The 17,794-nt window shown below is 44.7% G+C and carries 15 protein-coding genes; 7 read left to right on the top strand and 8 right to left on the bottom strand.

The window, feature by feature from the left end:
- Window positions 1–36 precede the first annotated feature (36 nt).
- From yidC to AC4EG4_RS12825, 3 genes are all read left to right on the top strand, one after another.
- Window positions 37–816: a membrane protein insertase YidC gene (gene yidC / locus AC4EG4_RS12835; protein ID WP_490979725.1), complete on the top strand. Its 780-nt coding sequence runs from the start codon at window positions 37–39 to the stop codon at window positions 814–816.
- 58 nt (window positions 817–874) lie between these two features.
- The gene (locus tag AC4EG4_RS12830) at window positions 875–1,114 is read left to right on the top strand and encodes a hypothetical protein (RefSeq protein ID WP_490988240.1); all 240 of its coding nucleotides are present in this window, start codon (window positions 875–877) and stop codon (window positions 1,112–1,114) included.
- Between the two features lie 357 nt (window positions 1,115–1,471).
- Window positions 1,472–2,296, top strand: a complete 825-nt coding sequence (locus AC4EG4_RS12825) for a M15 family metallopeptidase (protein ID WP_490988056.1) — start codon at window positions 1,472–1,474, stop codon at window positions 2,294–2,296.
- Between the two features lie 83 nt (window positions 2,297–2,379).
- Here the strand turns inward: AC4EG4_RS12825 and cls are convergent, their stop codons facing one another.
- The 5 genes from cls to AC4EG4_RS12800 all read right to left on the bottom strand — a co-directional run bounded on the left by cls (window position 2,380) and on the right by AC4EG4_RS12800 (window position 8,059).
- Entirely contained in the window at window positions 2,380–3,837 is a 1,458-nt protein-coding gene (gene cls / locus AC4EG4_RS12820) for a cardiolipin synthase (RefSeq protein ID WP_490979727.1), read from the bottom strand.
- 259 nt (window positions 3,838–4,096) lie between these two features.
- Entirely contained in the window at window positions 4,097–4,927 is an 831-nt protein-coding gene (locus AC4EG4_RS12815; RefSeq protein ID WP_490979728.1) for a squalene/phytoene synthase family protein, read from the bottom strand.
- 186 nt (window positions 4,928–5,113) lie between these two features.
- Window positions 5,114–5,833 carry an HAD-IIB family hydrolase gene (locus AC4EG4_RS12810; protein WP_490988055.1) on the bottom strand — a complete coding sequence of 240 codons (720 nt, stop codon included), beginning with the start codon at window positions 5,831–5,833 and terminating at the stop codon, window positions 5,114–5,116.
- Window positions 5,778–7,040 (bottom strand): glycosyltransferase, encoded by a 1,263-nt coding sequence (locus AC4EG4_RS12805; protein ID WP_490988054.1) that lies wholly within the window; start codon window positions 7,038–7,040, stop codon window positions 5,778–5,780. The genes AC4EG4_RS12810 and AC4EG4_RS12805 overlap by 56 nt, the downstream gene beginning before the upstream one ends.
- Before the next feature lie 173 nt (window positions 7,041–7,213).
- A complete protein-coding gene (locus tag AC4EG4_RS12800) occupies window positions 7,214–8,059 on the bottom strand; it encodes an MBL fold metallo-hydrolase (protein ID WP_490988053.1) in 846 nt (281 codons plus the stop codon).
- Between the two features lie 165 nt (window positions 8,060–8,224).
- On the opposite strand from AC4EG4_RS12800, the gene AC4EG4_RS12795 reads away from it, so the two are divergent.
- The gene (locus AC4EG4_RS12795) at window positions 8,225–9,340 is read left to right on the top strand and encodes an NAD(P)/FAD-dependent oxidoreductase (RefSeq protein ID WP_490988052.1); all 1,116 of its coding nucleotides are present in this window, start codon (window positions 8,225–8,227) and stop codon (window positions 9,338–9,340) included.
- A 17-nt stretch (window positions 9,341–9,357) separates the two neighbouring features.
- Window positions 9,358–10,893, top strand: coding sequence for a GNAT family N-acetyltransferase (locus AC4EG4_RS12790; RefSeq protein ID WP_490988051.1), 1,536 nt, complete (start codon window positions 9,358–9,360; stop codon window positions 10,891–10,893).
- Between the two features lie 32 nt (window positions 10,894–10,925).
- On the opposite strand, the gene AC4EG4_RS12785 is transcribed toward AC4EG4_RS12790, so the two are convergent.
- Window positions 10,926–12,149 (bottom strand): helix-turn-helix domain-containing protein, encoded by a 1,224-nt coding sequence (locus tag AC4EG4_RS12785; RefSeq protein WP_490979734.1) that lies wholly within the window; start codon window positions 12,147–12,149, stop codon window positions 10,926–10,928.
- Window positions 12,150–12,263: 114 nt separating this feature from the next.
- Here AC4EG4_RS12785 and AC4EG4_RS12780 point away from each other — a divergent pair, with 114 nt between their 5' ends.
- Both AC4EG4_RS12780 and AC4EG4_RS12775 read left to right on the top strand, forming a co-directional pair.
- On the top strand, window positions 12,264–13,556 hold the full coding sequence (locus AC4EG4_RS12780) for an MFS transporter (RefSeq protein WP_490988050.1): 1,293 nt from the start codon (window positions 12,264–12,266) through the stop codon (window positions 13,554–13,556).
- A 155-nt stretch (window positions 13,557–13,711) separates the two neighbouring features.
- The gene (locus AC4EG4_RS12775) at window positions 13,712–14,029 is read left to right on the top strand and encodes a DUF5658 family protein (protein ID WP_490979736.1); all 318 of its coding nucleotides are present in this window, start codon (window positions 13,712–13,714) and stop codon (window positions 14,027–14,029) included.
- 74 nt (window positions 14,030–14,103) lie between these two features.
- On the opposite strand, the gene AC4EG4_RS12770 is transcribed toward AC4EG4_RS12775, so the two are convergent.
- Entirely contained in the window at window positions 14,104–15,285 is a 1,182-nt protein-coding gene (locus AC4EG4_RS12770) for an MFS transporter (protein ID WP_490979737.1), read from the bottom strand.
- A 115-nt stretch (window positions 15,286–15,400) separates the two neighbouring features.
- Window positions 15,401–17,788, bottom strand: coding sequence for a heavy metal translocating P-type ATPase (locus AC4EG4_RS12765; RefSeq protein ID WP_490988049.1), 2,388 nt, complete (start codon window positions 17,786–17,788; stop codon window positions 15,401–15,403).
- Between the last annotated feature and the right edge of the window lie 6 nt (window positions 17,789–17,794).

The following is a 17,794-nucleotide window of genomic DNA, read 5'->3' as shown; positions in this document are numbered from 1 at the left end:
ACTTCTTAGTAGTTGAAAAAGGTGAAGGTGACTAAATTGAAAAAGAAAATTACATTATTAATGATGATGGCTGCTGCTGCTGTTATTTTGAGTGGATGTTCGGCTGTTGAAAACAAAGAAGGAATCTTTTACACGATCTTTGTAAAACCGTTTGATATCTCTTTGGATTATTTAGGTGGATTGTTTGGCGGTAGTTACGGTATGGCTATTGTTGTCATTACAATCATTATCCGTTTGGTCTTAATGCCTTTCATGCTGCGCACATATAAGCGTCAGCAAGGAATGAAAGTCAAGATGGATAAAATGCGTCCCGAAATGGAAGATATCCAAAAGCGCTTGAAAGAAACAAAGGACAAAGAAGAGCAGATGAAACTGCAGCAGGAAATGATGGGTCTTTATAAGAAACACGAAGTAAATCCGCTTAATATGGGATGTTTACCAGTCATTATCCAAATGCCAATCATCATGGGTCTCTATTTCGCAATTTTGTACTCGCCAGATGTTCGTTCTCACGAGTTCCTATGGTTTAATCTTGGATCACCCGATGTCATCATGACGTTGATTGCTGGAGCTGTGTATTTCTTCCAAGCGAAAGTCTCGTTGTGGACTATGCCTGAACAGCAGCAAAAGCAGATGAAATTGTTTGTATACATTTCACCAATTATGATTATGTTCATTTCGTTTACATCGATGGCGGCTTTACCAGTTTACTGGGCAGTCGGAGGGATCTTGTTGATCATCCAGACCTTCATTGGCCGTAAATTCTATTCGAATCATCCGGAAATAGCGCTTGAAGCAGTAGAAGATAAAAAATAATAATTGAAAAGCCGGCAAATATTGCCGGCTTTCTTTTTTGGGGGATACTTACGTGAATATGAAAATTTTGCAAGGAATCGGCATTGCTCTTTTGAGTGTCACCGCATTAACTTTTCTGATATTCGGCTATCTGGAAGTGGCTGTCTTGTTCATGACCTTGTTATTTGTTCTGACAAACAGCTTCCGGTATCGTCATATGAAAGCCCAAGGCATGCACCGGGAAGCCAAGTGGATGCTTGGCATGAGCGTTATTTTCGGTATCTTGTTCTTTGTCGTGTTAGGAACTATTTTAGTATAAAATTGAAAAACAGCGCAAACTCAATTATTGAGCTTGCGCTGTCTCTGTATATTCGTGCTTTTGTTTCATTCGTTCTTCGAGTAGTGTATCCAACTGGTTCATCAGTGTCTGGATATCACGTTTAGTTATGCGATCCACTGTTCCCACTCCTTGTGTGTTTCTACTCATTTATTCGAAAAAACCATAAGTCTTATGGGGGTCGTTTTTTACTTGGATGATCGAATTTGGAAGTAGGAAAACCGGTGTGGCATTTAGTAAAGTTGCAGATTAAAAACCGAGGGAATACCACCCGCCGAAGAAGAAATTCAGTAATAAAAATGGTAGAATAATAACAAGTTGACAGAAGGAAGGCTTAACATGAAGTTTATGGAAAAGGCAAAACAAAAAGAAAAAAAGTTTTATATAAAATGGGCGGTGATTAGTGTGTCAGCAATTATGGCTGCATTAGCAGCAGTGTGGCTTTACATACATGACTGGGACGTTGAGCAGAGCATGAGAGCATTGACAGAGACTGCGGCAATTGAAGAGAAGGCAACAGAAGCGCCAACAGAGGAAGTCGCAGTGCCAACTGAACCTGAAGAGCCGGCAACATCGGAGGAAGAACCTGCAGCAGAAGCGGCGCCTGATGCCACTGTTTATCCGGAAGACAGTGCATTGCCCACAGAACCAACCTTGATTGATGGCGTCCTGCTTGCGAACAAGCAGCATCCGCTGCCCGAAACTTATGCGCCTGGGGAAGTGCCGGAAGCACGGACAGCTTTTGAAGCGATGAAAGCTGCAGCGGCCGAAGATGGCTTAAATCTTTCGGCATTCAGTACCTACCGTGACTTTGCGCGGCAAAAACAGTTGTATGAAGGCTATGTAGCAAAGGATGGCCAACAAGCTGCAGACCGGTACAGCGCACGTCCTGGTTATTCAGAACACCAAACAGGTCTGGCATTTGATATTGGAGAAGCTGGGCAGGAACAACATTGGGCATCCGCATCTTTTGGGGACACGGATGGTGGCAAATGGCTGGCAGCCAACGCCCATGAGTACGGCTTTATACTGCGCTACCCAGAAGGCAGCGAGCAGATCACAGGGTATATGCACGAATCCTGGCATTTCCGATATGTTGGGACAGATGTGGCTGCGGAAATTTATCAAAAAGGCATCACACTGGAAGAATATTTAGGGATTTAACAAGCAAAAACGTCTCCGAGAAATAAGGAGACGTTTTTTTGTGAGGAAAAATGCTGCTGGTAGCTAAAGACAAGCGATGTTTTTCATAAGATCGGCGCTAAAAGACGCGCAATCGATTCTTTGGTTTTGATCATTCGGGTACGGTGCAAATACATCTCGTACGTTAATTCGGTCGACAGCTTCATGTCTCGATGAAACAGTTCTGCCAGGTCACTGGATACTTTTTCGTCATAAATGAAGGCATTGACTTCAAAATTCAGTTTAAAGCTTCTGACATCGATGTTGGCAGTTCCGACAGTAGAGGCTTTATTGTCTGTCACAATCATTTTCGTATGAAGAAAGCCATTGTCGTAAATAAATACCCTGGCTCCGGCTCTTAACATTTGTCCAGCGTATGAATAAGTAGCCCAATAGACGAAAGGATGATCGGGTTTATTTGGAATCATGATGCGTACATCGATTCCTGATAAAGCAGCGATGCGGATCGCATCGTAAAAACTAGCATCTGGAATAAAATAAGGAGTTTGAATATAAATATACTCCCTAGCCAGATTGATTAGCTTTAGGTAGCCATCTTTAATCTGTTCCCATTCCTCATCAGGGCCACTGGAAACGATTTGCATGGAAGTGTTTCCTCTTGCTGGCTTGACCGGAAAGAAAAATTCATCATACTCAATATCGTGATGTGCAGAAGCCTGGTTCCAATCTCGAATAAAGCGTGTCTGCAGTGGATGCAAGGCACTGCCTTCAAGACGTAGGTGAGTATCTCGCCAATAACCAAACTTTCGGCTTAAACCAATGTACTCGTCCCCCACGTTAAATCCGCCGATATAGCCGACTTGACCGTCAATTACAACAATCTTCCGGTGATTTCGGTAGTTTAGACGGGGGTTGATGATTGGCAAAATGGAAGGAAAGAAAGTTTCCACTTCGCCTCCCGCTGCCGTCAGTTTCTTGAAATGTCGTTTGCTCAAGCTGCGCGAACCCATATCATCGTACAGCAAGCGCACTTTCACGCCCTCTCTTGCTTTTTCAGTTAAAGCATCCACAATACGAGTGCCCAGTTCATCCAATCGGAAAATATAGTACTGGATATGGATGTGGTTTGTAGCCTTTGCGATATCGCGCAGCAGCGAATCGAATTTAACACGTCCATCATTAAAAATTTGGATGCTGTTATCCTGTGTCAGCAAAGCACCATTATTTCGCAGATGCAGATAAATCAAATCTTTGTAATTTTTCGTATTGGCATTTTTAAAATGAAAACTGTTATCGTGCAGTTCATTCATTTGGTGAGCAATAAGGCTTTCGATGCCAATCCGTTTCCCGCTGCCTTCCCATTTGAAAAGCGTTTTTTGGCGCAGCTTTCTGCCTAAAAACAGGTAAATAAAGAATCCTAATATGGGAACAAAAAATAGAACCAGCAGCCAAGCCCACGTTGAAGATGCATCCCGTCTTTCGAGAAAGACGAGCGCTGCTGCCAGAATAATATTGAAAATAAAAATAGCCGCAGTGAAAATACTGATAAGGGTCACGGTCATGGGAATTCTCCTAACTGATAGTTGTTGTATAAGCTGAGCTAAAGAAATCTACTTTTCTTCATCACTGCAATTGCTCAGGGCCAACCTCCACCATTTAAACTTTCGCATCGGATTTTTATATAGCAGGCTGCGGAATCTCAAGAGATGGCATTACTAGTTCAACTTTTATCTCATTATAAAAAAACTTCCTATATTATACAAATAATGCGGAGGAATTCAAAAAAATCCGGCCTCTTCAGAAAGCTAAGGCCGGAATGTATCAACTTAAATGCTCTTCTTGTTTTAGTTGCTCAACGATGCCTTCGACTTCCTGGCGGCTCATTTTTTCTTTTCCTGACTTTAATGCTTTTAAAGTGCTGTGCGCCAAAGCTAATGGAACTTTACAGAACATCAAAATTCGTTTGTTTTTGATTGGCTTCACATACAAATCAGCTTTCGCCAAATTATTTTTCGCGTAATTGAACATATCTTCACGTGTCCATCCTTCTGGGACGAATGTAACTCCGCGCTCAAAATCTTCGTCATAATTCCGCAGCATATTGACTGCTTGCAGCCCGCGGCCAAAAGCAATGGCGTGATCGGGATCTGTCTCAGTACCATCATACCAGTACCAAATGTCTGACAGCATAGTGCCAACAAGGCCCGCCACGTAATAAGTATATTCATCCAAGTCTTCTTTTGTTTTAATGACCCAATCTTTTTCTACCCATTTGGACATGCCGCCGGCCATAATGGCAGTGGACTCCATGACTTTTCCTTTAATGTCTTCAGGGCATACGCTGATCCAGTCAGCCAGGCGCATGGTGACAGGAGGCAGAAATTGTTCATAAGGAGTGACAAGTTCTAAATAGCGCGCCTCATCAAAGTCAGTAGCCAACATCTGTTGAATGCTGCTCAGCAAGTTGATTTTCACTTGATCATCCAGCTCTGGATGATCTTCAATTTCATCAATTGCCCGCATACAAAGGTAGGCAGAGCCGACAGTTTTCTTTAAAGTGGGTTCCAAAAAGCTGATTGGGATGAAAAAGGTCCGGCTTGTTTCTTTTAGCATAACCAAGGACTCTTTTTGTAAATTCGAAACTTTGCTCATCTCAATTTCCTCCTGTTGTGAATTGACGTTAACTAACTTTATGTATACAAATCTTCTGATTATAAAATGGCTTCTTACTAAATATAAACCATATAGGCAAAAAAACAAACGATTACCTGCAGGCTTCTCCAATGGCGAATAAAATAACCCCCTTGAACAAATTGGTATGCTCAAAGGGGAGAGTGGTTAGTCCGTATAAAAATATTTCCATGCCTCATGGATGCCGCCAGCATATTTTTGCTTGGCTCGGTAAATAGATGGATGTTCTGCTTGTTCAAGCAGTTCAGGCTGTGCATTTCCAACGATGACTGAAGGAAAGCCCATGGTGAGCATCTCTATATCGTTGCCGGAATCACCAGCTACCAGCAACTTTGCTTCAGCCAGATTGTATTTATCGAGAATGTACCGCAAAGCTTGTCCTTTGCCGCTGGCTGGTGGCAAAATATCAACATCCCGGCCGCCGCTGTAAATTAATTTATGTGGAATATTACTTTTACTCAACTCCACAGCGAATTCTTCCACAACAGCAGTATCGGAAGCGAAATAGGAACAGCGATTGGTAATAGGGAGATTCTGAGACGAGAGCCCTGAAACTCGGCTGGCAACTGAATTTATTTGTTGGGGGTTCCAGCACTGTTCGAGGCGTCTGGTCCATTCCAAATCCTGCTGCAGCTGCTTACCTGTATATATCCCGGTTCCTACATCCGTAATAAGGACTTGGGGAACCGGCAAATTTTCTTCATTAATGAGGGATAAGGCGGAATCATAGTGGCGGCCCGTAATGTAAATTAGGGAAACTTGATAAGGTTGGCTGTCGTAAAACGCCAATAGCTCTTTTAAACTGTTGGCATTACCGACCAGTGTTCCGTCCAAGTCTGTTGCTAATAAATGCGTTGCTCCGTGCACCGATGATCACCTCATACAATGAATTTATGCGAGTGGAAATGGAATCCCAATCAAAGTCTTTGCGGGCGATTTGCACCGCTTGACGGCTCAACCGTTCTGTTAACAGCGTATTTGCTGATAAAACTTCCATCGCGATTGCTAAGTCGATTTCGTTTTTCGTTTCAACGAGCAAGCCTGTGATGCCGTCTTGAACAACGTTTTTCAATCCGCCGACATCCGATGCAATGATTGGACTGCCGCAAGCTTGAGCTTCTGCAGCCACCATTCCAAAAGACTCGTAGAAACTGGGCACAATTGTTGCTGTAGCTGAATTGAATAAGAGAGCAAGTTCGGCTTGAGACTGGGGCCCAAGAAACTCAATGCGGTCCTCGATGCCTCTGACTGCTTCACGCAGCTTTTCATCTCTTGGCAGTTTGGTTTCCAAATCGATGGAATCCGCATCTCCGCCTGCTATTACTAGGTGTGGAGTGTTGGAAGGACCTGTTTTTTCTGCCAGTAACTGAAAAGCTTTTAGTAAGGTGAAAATACCTTTAGTTACTTCTAATCTTCCAGCAAAAACAAAGAGAGGATTGCTGTAGCCGAATTTTTTCCGTAAATGCGTTCGGTTGCCACGCACTTTGAATGCCTGGTCTACTCCGATGGGGATAACTTTGATGGGAGAAGGAGAATCAACAAAAGTTTTAATCAATTGTTTTTCATTATTGGTGGTAGCCAATACCTGGTCTGCGTCTTTTAAAATTGCTTTTTCTGCGTTTATTCTGCGTTGGTCATGAACGCCGGTTGCTTTTTCTTTTGCCCATCCAAGTGAATGTGCAGTGTGTACATATGGGAGACCAAAGTCTTTTTTCAGTTTCTTGCCGATCAAGCCCGAAAGCCAATAATGTGTATGGACAATATCATAAGATTCAAGATTCATTGTACTTTTCATTTCCTCGTAGAAAGCTGGAAGCATTGAGTACATTTCATCTTTTGAGACAAATCCTCTATGTCCTGCTTCGAGTCGGATGACGCGGCATGCAGTTCCGAAGGTTTCTATTTGAGGGGCAGAAGAATCGCACCAATGTGTAGCGACATCAACTTGCCATCCTTTATCTTCTAATGCAAGTGCTAGTTGTTTAACGTAGTTATTTTGGCCACCCGCCTGTTTGCCACCGAGTTTAGCTAAAGGATCTCCATGATCCGAAATAAATAATGCTTTCTTACTCATCAAAGCTCAACTCCTTATTTGACTTACTTGCGTTTCTGTTATAGCAGAGACTGCTTTCTTTGTTTACCCGTATATCCAAAAGGCTAAACATTTAATTGTGAAATTTTTTTGAATTATTTAAAGTCAGCAAAAAACAGCGGTTTGGTCCCCGCTGTTCTTGCCGCTTGATTCGTCTATTTTGTATGGACGTATTTTCCGTAAGCGGGTACAGCAGTTTTTTGAAAGTTCTTGGCGAGATCGACCAGGCCTTTAGCAAGCGCGGCACCCGTCATTGGTTTGCCATGTCCGGTCGCGGCGATAGAAGGCTGCAAATCGGCCAATTTGCAGACAGATTCCCAGGCAGCACGCCAATTGGTTGTTAAATAGACAGGGGGGCCGTGAATTTCTTTTTTCTGGCGCAGCACTTTGTATAGTGAATCCTGTTTTACCGTTACAAAAGCATCTCCAGCAATCAGTATACGTTCTTGCTCACGGAACAGTGAAACATGGCCTTCTGAATGGCCTGGGGTGTGAACCCATTGCCAGCCAGGCATAGCTGGCACAGTGCCGTCTGACGGGAGCTCGTGAATGTGAGCGGTGATATCGATTGCTTCGGTAGGGAAAATTTTTGATATTTTCGCTACTATCCCGCCTTCAACGGAAGTATCAGGCGCTGGATAATCGGTTATGCCTTTCAAATAGGAGAACTCCAGCGGATGTGCATACACCGGAACTTTGTATTGCTCCAGAATATCAATCAATCCGCCGACATGGTCAAAATGGCCATGCGTTAAAATGATTGCTTTAAGCTGATGGTCAGGCCCGAAACGATTTTCAGCCGCCTTCAGTATTTTTGTTGCGGAATGTGGCATGCCAGCATCGACCAATACCCATTCGTTGCTGATATTAGGATTCCCGATGAAGAAAACATTTGCCACCTGCACCGTATGGCAATATACGTCAGGAGCCATCTCGGTTCCAGACCCGCTTCGAATAGATGTCATTGGTAAAATGTTTTCAGTTGCTGTACTTCTTTCCATAAAACTGATTCCTCCTCTAGTAAACTTCCGGTAACTTCCTATTATAGCTTTACCCCAAAATTCAATTCTGAATCCGTTGGCTGTAAAATTTATGGAATGAGTTTGAGTCTCGTGGCTGACTGGACTAGAATAGAGGCACGAGACTTTGTGAAAATAGGTGTAGAGATGAAATCATTGATAATTATCGGTTCAGGAATTTTAGGAGCTTCTGCAGCGTATCATGCGGCAAAAGCAGGAGCCTTAGTAGTATTGGTAGATCGCGGAGACAAAGGGCAGGCCACTGGAGCAGCAGCTGGCATTGTATGTCCATGGATTTCACAGCGAAGAAATAAAGCCTGGTACGGCCTGGCTAAAAACGGCGCAAAATACTACCCGGAATTGATTCGGAAACTGGAGGCATTGGGTGAAACCAATACCGGCTATAAACAAGTCGGTATTGTCAGTATCCACGAAGACAGCAAGCTCGATAAAATGGAGCAGAAGGCATATGAGCGGCGGATAGATGCACCCGAAATGGGGGACATCAAACGATTATCGCCAGATGAAACAAGGGCGCTTTTCCCGTTTGCAACAGAAGAATATGGTTCATTATGGGTCAGCGGGGCAGCTCGTGTTGATGGGCGGGCCATTCGCGATGCGCTAATTTCCGCAGCGGTAAAGCTTGGGGCGAAACGCTTAACGGGTGATGCCAAATTGCTGATTGAGAATTCGCAAGTCGTTGGCGTAGATATAAATGGGGAGAACCTATTGGCAGATCGAGTCGTCTCGACAGGAGGCGCCTGGGCAGCTGATTTATTCAAGCCTTTGGGGCTTGACGTGGATATCGTACCACAAAAAGCTCAAATTCTTCATTTGCAGACGGAAAGCGAAGCAACTGGCAACTGGCCAGTGGCAATGGTGCCTTATGGCCAATACATCGTGCCTTTTGATGATGGCAAAATTGTCGCTGGAGCGACGCACGAAAACGGGGTTGGCTTTGATAACAAGCTGACAGCGGGTGGCGTGCATCATATTTTGAATAAAACCCTGGAAGCAGCGCCTGGGCTCAGCCAGGCAGAGATCGCAGGTGCGGCAACAGGTTTTCGGCCGGCAACCACAAGTGCTCTGCCATTTATTGGGCAGGTTCCTGGACATGCGAACTTTTTTGCAGCAAACGGGTTGGGGGCTTCAGGGCTGACAGCCGGCCCCTATTTGGGTGGCCAATTGGCGAAATTGGTTCTCGGGGAACCTGTGGAGATTGATTTAAGTCTTTATCAAGTAGAGGATGCATTCAGGAAGTAAAAGGGAGGCGGCCGGCTGTGTATTGGTGCAAGATTGCCCGGACAAAAAAGGAGTTTGCTGAAATTGCCCGCTTGAACTATGAAACATTTGTCGAAGAAATTCCTCAACATCAGGCAGATGCCAGCGGCAGGCGGACAGATCCTTTTCATGAGCAAAACACCTACTTGATTGTGCTGTCGGATCAGGACGTAGTAGGGATGATTGCCTTGCGATCGGAACGGCCATTTTCTCTGGATTTGAAAATTGGAAAAGTGGAAGATTTTTTGCCGGATGCCGGCAAGGTCTGTGAAATCCGTTTATTGGCTATCCGTAAAGCACATCGCAACGGCCGTGTCTTTTTTCTGCTGGCGCGGGCGCTATCTGATTATTGCCTGGAGCAAGGCTTTGAATCGGCCATTATTTCTGGAACTACTCAGCAACTGAAATTATATGGCCAACTCGGATTTCGGCCATTTGCCGATTCGGTGGGCGCAGGCGAGGCAGTATTCGTTCCGATGGTCACAACACGGCGTCAGTATAACGATTCTGTGGCAGCGAGACTGCAGACAAAACGCCGATTGTTCCTGCCTGGGCCAGTCATATTGACGGAGTCCCTTGCAGCGACCTTCCAACAGCCACCCATTTCCCATCGGTCTGCAGCTTTTCATGGTGTGCGGCAGGAGGTGGACCGCATGCTCGGTGAGATGGCGGGATCGACTCCTTATTTACTAGCGGGAAGTGGAACCTTGGCCAATGAAGCGATGCTTGCGCAAATCAAGCGACTGGACGCCAAAGGCCTGATTTTGGTAAATGGGGAGTTTGGCAGAAGATTGGTCAATCAAGCAGAACGTATGGGTTTGGACTATACAGTGGAAAGCGCGTCATGGGGCGAGGCTTTTGATAGTAAAAAAATTGACCAAACGCTGCAAACAGGAAACTATGCTTGGGTGCTTATGGTCCACGGTGAAACGTCGACCGGACAACTAAACAATTTTCACCTATTAGCTGATGTTTGTTTGCAGCTGGAGATCAAGTTATGCCTGGACTGCATTAGCAGCTTTGGTGCATTGCCATTTTCCTTGAAAGATGTTTGGATGGCAACGGCTGCAAGCGGCAAGGCCGTCGGAACAATGAGTGGAATCGCTGTTGTCTTTGCGCATCATGAAATTACATCAGATAATAAATTGCCAAGTTATTTAGATTTGGGGCTTTATGCCGCCGCAAATATTCCTTTTACGTTTCCATCAAGCTTGCTGGAGAGCCTAAAGCAAGCTTTAAACGCTTATCCGGAGCGTTATGAAATTTTGGAAAAGCGTTTAAAGCGATTGCAGGAAGATACGAAAGATTGGCCATCCCTGTCGACTGGCTACCCGACATCCCGGACTTTTAAGACGACTGAAGAAAATCGATTTCTGTTTCAGGACGCTCATTTATCAGGTTTTGAACTTCATGCTGCGAGCAGTTATTTAAAAGACCGCAGTCTTTTTCAAATTTCTTGCATTCAACCAGAATTTGACCGAGACTGGCAGCAGTTTCGAGAGTTTTATAAAAATTATCAGCGTTATCATGCATAGCAAAACCCGCCATAAAAATATGGCGGGTTTTGCTATGCAGTCACTTGTTCGTAAACATTTAAGATGAATGTTTTGTACGGCAAATCAGGCATGGGCTCAATCAAATTTTTAGCGATCGTAGCATGTTTTACTGCAAGTTCGTTGTTGCCAAGCTTCATGTAAATTAATGCCATATAGGCATCTTTTTCGTAATGCATGGATAAATCATAAGGGTGATGAAGAAATTCCCAAAGTGTGTGTGTTTTCAGCCAGTCCAAAGCTTCTTCCAACTGTCCTAAGCCATACAAGGCTTTGCCTTTTTCCAGTGCGAATAAAAAGATTTTGTCCTCCTGGTGCTTCTCCAAATTCTTCTCAATCAGTGCGTTAGCTGCCTTATAGTCGTGTGCAAAAGAGTTTAAGTAATGAATTTCGATGGCATCTGCCACCGCTTTAATTTCTTCATCGTCTGTAAAATCAGCGAATAGGCGAAGCTTGGAAATATAGTGGTCTTTGTTGGCGGTGTCGTTATTTAAAACTGCTTGAAAGCCGGCGAGTCGATAAAGCGCGTCAATACGGTAAAACAGTTGCTTTTTTTTAGAGTAATCAATCGCGTCTTTCATCAAGCGCTTAGAGCTATCCGTATCTCCAACTGCCGAATAGAGGATAGACTCATAATAATCAAAATCCAGTTTTTTCAGTGGATCTAAAATGCCGGTGCGCTCTTCAAAAATCCGCCTGGATGTTTGGATCATATCCAAAGCCTCGCTGTAGCGGTGCTCCGTGAAAGCCATCATTGCCCTAAAGATATGGAGATCTGCACTTTGATTAATCATGTGCAGAGTTTCATAGATTTCCTCGGCTTTTGCTAAATGCTCTTTCCAGCCATCCTGCTTAGTATGGTAACTGCAACGGCTGTAGATTTCGAGGAGCCGAGCGGATTCGTAGCGAAAAGGCAGTTTATCGATGTGAGGCTTGATTTCACGGACAATTTCTTTGTATTTCACAATCAGCTCATCACTGATCATTTCCTGCGTATAAAGCTGTTCGATCTTTTCCAATAAGTTTCGCAGTTCATTGGTCGAGATATCTTCAAGCAGTTCATTGCGATCCACACCCAACCGTTCTGCTATATAAGCGAGACTTTCCATTGAAGGATTCGCCTTATTGTTTTCAATCAAACTCAGCATGCCTTTAGTCAGTTGATTGCCCGCTAAAGACTGCAGCGTCAAGCCCTTTTGTTTGCGTAAATCTTTGATGCGTTCGCCTAAAGTAGCCATGTGATCACCTTTCCTTTCAGTAGTTTAATTATATTAAACTTTTACTTGCAGCGCCAATTTTTCTATGTTATATTTTGTTTAATTAAATTAAACTTTCTCTAAGGGAGTGAAAGCATGCAGGAAGCAGTACGCATCAAACGGGCGACTTATCACTTGTACACGTTTACGGCCAGCAAGTTGATTTCGACATTTGGGAGCTCTGTCTATGCATTTGGCATCAGTTTATATGTATTAGCCTTGACTGGTTCAGCCGCAAGTTTTGCGATTAACTTGATTTGCAGCATACTGCCAAGATCTTTATTGGCGCCGTTTGCCGGATACGCTGCGGATAAGTATTCGAAAAAAGTGATTGTAATTCTGTCGCAACTGGCAAGTGTACTTGCAGTAGCGGGCTTACTGGTGTTTGGTTTGATGAACAGCTTGTCGTTAACAGCCATTTACACGACGACTGCGCTTCTGTCGGTGAGTTCGATGTTTACGAGTGTCACATTTTCTTCGTCAATCGCTAATCTCATTGACCCGGATCGTATACAACGCGCAATGGGCTTTAACCAATCGGCCATTTCGATTGCCACGATAGGCGGGCCGGTGGTTGGCGGCATCCTCTTCGGTTTTGTGTCAATGAACGTATTCTTGCTGATTCAAGTCGCTGCCTATGCTATTGCTGTCTTGTTGGAATCGACGATGAACTTCCGGTTGTTTACAGTACGCGGCGAAAAACCAGCGGATGAAAAGAAAAAAACGATGTTGACGGAGATGAAAGAAGGATTTTCTTACTTGAAATCCAATCGCGTCATTATGGTTATCGTAACAACCGCTATCGGCATCAACTTCTTTTTCTCTTCATTGATGATTGGCCTGCCATTTATTGCAGTTCAGCAACTGCAAGTGGAAGCGACGCATTTCGGGATGATTGAAGCGATGATTGCGGTGGGTATGCTGGCAGCGTCCATCCATTTCTCTGTCAGCAAAGAAGTGAAGTTTCCTTTGCAGTTTGCTAAAAGAGGGATATTGGCGATGTCTGTGCTGCTTGCGGGGATGAGCGTTCCGCTCGTTATTGGCATGTCCTACGGTGTAACCGTTGTTTATTTCCTTGTGCTGATGCTTATGTTTGGTGTCACCAATGTGTGTGTGAATACGCCGATCGGTGTCATGATGCAAAAGGATGTAGAGGAAGAATACCGTGGCCGCGTCTTTGGAATTCTGGAATCCATGGCAATGGCCATGATGCCGCTTGGTTATCTGGTGTTCGGATTACTCTACGATTTAGTACCGGCAGAATACATTGTTGGTGCAAGCAGCCTTTGCCTAATTGGACTAACGAGCTATTTAATGCGCCCATCTGTGTTGAAAGAAGCGCATCCTAAACTTCAAAAAAATATTTTAGACGAGCCAGAAATTTTGTAATACAAAATTTCTGGTTTTTTATTTTTTGCATACGATATTGATATTTATTTTTAAAAAATTTGTGATTAAATACCTAATTTTTGATGTATAATATTATTATTATTCGGGTATTCCAGTACTAAATGCATATGACTGATCAAGTGAGGGTGTGGCACATGGGGATGGGAAAAAGCAAAGCACCTTTAAAAAAGCATATTTGGAGTTTGATGATCTTGAACTTCCTTGATGGGGTGCTGACTTATGTGGGGCTACTATCGGGTGCTGTAACTGAGGCGAATCCATTATTGGCATCATTTTCTCCACTAACGCTTTTAGCGATAAAAATTTTTTTATCTCTTTGTCTTTTTGCCTTTCTGTACACACCGTTTGTTTGGATCCAATCCCGGGGTTGGCGTTACGCTTTTATTGGTGTTAACACGCTATACACGCTTATTTTGCTGCTGCATGTATTTTGGCTGACTCTTTATTTGTAAAGCAAGGCTGCTATATTTTTTTCATATTAAAGGCATCGCGCTCAGCGATGCCTTTAAAGTTGATCTTATAATTTTTATACAGAAGTACTGGTTTCTTCAGCAGTTCGCAAAGTTTTAGTGGAGGATCTGTAGAACAGGATCAGCAGAATGCTGGCAATCGCTAGTGCGGCAGATAAATAGTAGATGCTGCCGGATTGCATTGTCAGGAGCCATGTGAACGTCAATGGCCCGATAATGCGGCCAAGGTTGTCCATTGAATACGTCATGCCGGCAGCCGTTCCGTACTTTCCGCCTGATTCTTTTGACGTCAGTGATACCAATGCAGTGCGTGCCAAGGCATTGCCGGCAGTAAAAATACTGAGGGCAACCCCTGCAAAAATCAGACTGCTGGTAAAGGGAAGAATCACTAGGCCGAGAGCTGTGACGATCTGTGCTCCAATAATCCATTTTGTTTCGGCACCATCTTTAATTCGGCGAACAACGCCGCCTTGGATGGCAGCGTCCACAAATCCGCTGGCCATGAACAAGTAACCGAGCTGAAGCGGTGTGATTTCAATCTGGTCGATCTGGAACAGTTGGAAGGTAGACTCCAATCCTGCCAACAGGAAAGTCACCATAAAAGAAAATAGAAACAAGTAGCGGATGCGGAATTGCCAAAGTGTGCTGGAACCTTTCGGCAAAAGCGCGCGTTTCACGGCTTCGCCTTTTCGAATAGGTTCTTTTAAAACAAGGCTCGCATAACCCATTAACAGGAGGACCAGAACTGCGGAAGCCGTAAACGGCAAAGACAAGGAAACTGCACCGAGAAGTCCGCCAATTGCAGGCCCAAAAATGAAGCCGAGGCCAATTGACATGCCGAGAAGCCCCATGTATTTATTGCGCTCTTCATTTGTCGTGATGTCTGCCACATAGCCGGTCACAGCAGTATAAAGGGCACCGGAAAACAAGCCGCCGACAATGCGTGAAAGATACAGCAGCACCAAGTTATCAAGGAACAGCGAAAATAGGAAGAAGCTCAAGCTGAATCCAGCCAAGCCGACAAGAATCAGTTTCTTTCGTCCCGTCTTATCAGAAAGCTTTCCCCAAAGCGGTGCGGTAAAAAAGGAAGACAGGGCATAGATGGTGATTAGTCCACCGACGTGGATTTCCGAGTAGCCTTGCTGAACAACGACTTCGGGCAAAATAGGGATGATGATGCCGAATCCCAAGTACACAAAAAACTGGACGGACATCAGCAGTAAAATGGTTTTTTTCATAAGTAGAGATTCCTGCTTTCTCAAAAGAATATGCCCTTATTTTACTCTTGTTTCACTGATAGAACAATGACAGGAAAAAGAGGTCCATTTCTGGACCTCTTCGATAAACTAATCATCATTTATCCAGTTTTACACGCTGAAGGCGCAAAGCATTCATGACAACTGATACGGAGCTAAATGCCATCGCGGCACCTGCAAGCCACGGGGCCAGAAAACCAGCTGCCGCAATCGGGATACCGATGGAGTTGTAGGCAAGTGCCCAGAACAAGTTCTGTTTAATATTCCGAACAGTGAGTCGGCTCATCCGAATCGCATCGACCACACGCATTAAATCGCCTTGCATCAAGGTGATGTCGGCCGCTTCCATGGCAATGGCTGTTCCTGTGCCCATGGCCATGCCAACGTCAGCACTGGCCAGTGCAGGCGCATCGTTCAAGCCATCTCCAGCCATGGCGACGCGTCGGCCTTGAGCTTGAAGTTTCAAAACCACATCTGCTTTTTCCGCAGGCAAGACCCCAGCAAACACTTCATCAATGCCCACTTGTTTGGCAATAGCTGAAGCTGTGCGCTCTTGATCTCCCGTCAGCATGACCACATGAAGCCCCATACTTTTCATTTCCTGGACTGCTTGTTTTGCAGTGTCTTTGATGGTGTCTGCTACTGCAATGAGGCCGCTGTATTGCCCATCTACAGCGATGAACATGACCGTTTTGCCATCGCTCTCAAAAGCTTCAGCTTGTGCTTCATCAACCGAAAGTCCATCCATTAAGCGGCGGTTGCCCATAACCACTTCCCGGTCCGCTACGGTAGCGCGGATGCCATGGCCTGGCACTGCACTAAAAGCACTAACGTTCAGTGTGGATTCCCCAAACTCAGAGATGGCTTGAGCCACCGGGTGTTCAGATTGGTTTTCTGCACTGGCCGCCAAGTTTTTCAATTCATCCAAATCAACATTACCTGCTGGAATAAAATCTGTTACGACAGGGCGCCCATTGGTGATGGTGCCCGTTTTATCCAGAACGACAGTATCAATGTGTTTAGTATTTTCCAAAGATTCTGCGGTTTTGAACAAGACGCCTTGTTCGGCAGCCCGTCCGGAGCCAGCCATAATTGAAGTCGGTGTAGCCAAGCCAAGTGCACAGGGGCAGGCAATGACCAGAACTGCGATGGTGCTTTCAAGAGCAGCCGCAAAGTTTCCGGGTGCCACAAGGAAATACCAAACAAGAAACGTAATGATGGCGATGCCCACGACAATTGGAACAAAGATGCTTGAAATTTTGTCAGCCAGCCGCTGAATCGGCGCTTTGGAACCTTGCGCTTGTTCAACGACGCGAATGATATTCGACAACACAGTATCTTTGCCGATTTTATCGGCTCGCACACGAAGCGATCCGTTGGAGTTGACCGTTGCCGCAAAAACGGCATCCCCCGTCTCTTTGTCGACAGGCAAGCTTTCGCCGGTCAACATGGATTCATCTACGGCTGAGTTGCCTGAAAGGACAGCCGCATCAACCGGGATGGATGCCCCTGGTTTAATCAACAAAATATTTCCGGTTTTAACTTCTGAAATCGGCAAGCTGATAAACTCATCACCGCGTTCAACCAAAGCATGCTGCGGCTGCAGTTTCATCAGTTTTTTAATAGCATCAGAAGAACGGCCTTTTGCACGTGCTTCAAATACTTTTCCTAAGATAATTAAGGTGATTAATACGGCGCTGGTTTCAAAATACAAGCCCATATTATGTCCCATATTCCAATTTGCCAACACCAGGTAAACGCTGTAGAAATAAGCAGCGGAGGTGCCGAGAGCAACCAGAACATCCATATTTGCGGATTTATTTCTTAATGCAAAGTAGGCTCCTTTGTAAAAGGAAGCCCCGATCCAAAATTGGACAGGTGTTGCCAATGCCCATTGAACCAGCGGATTCATGAGAATCTCAGGTACGTACATCCAGGACGTAAAGGAAAAATGACTGAACATGGTCCATAGCAATGGAAAAGAAAGGGCGGCAGAAATCCAGAACAAGCGTGTTTTCTTTTTAATTTCCTGTTCTTTGTGGTCTGTCGCTTCTTCAGTTTCTTGATTGAGGACTGCATCGTAACCCAGCGACTGAATTCGTTTGACAAAGTCCTCGGGAGTGACGGTTCCAGGATTGTAAGATACATGGCCGGTTTCCATTGCCAAATTGACGTTAGCCAATTGGACACCTTCCATCTTATTTAAAACTTTTTCGATGCGCGCAGAACAATTAGCGCAGGTCATGCCCTGTATGGAAAAATCAATTTCTTCCTGTTGCACGCCGTATCCCAATTGTTCTACTTTGTATTGGACATCGGTCATAGATGCCTGGTTGTCATCATAAGTTACTGAAGCTTTTTCAGTGGCAAAATTGACGGTGGCTTCCGAAACGCCAGGCAGTTTTTGCAGTCCTTTTTCGACGCGGTTCGCGCAAGCAGCACACGTCATGCCGGTAATCGCCAGTTCAGTTTGTTTAGTACTCATAACAAT

It is taken from the genome of Planococcus sp. TJ-201 (assembly GCF_058268495.1).
Note: the sequence above shows the minus strand (reverse complement) of the source record. Positions and strands in the feature narration are given on the sequence as shown.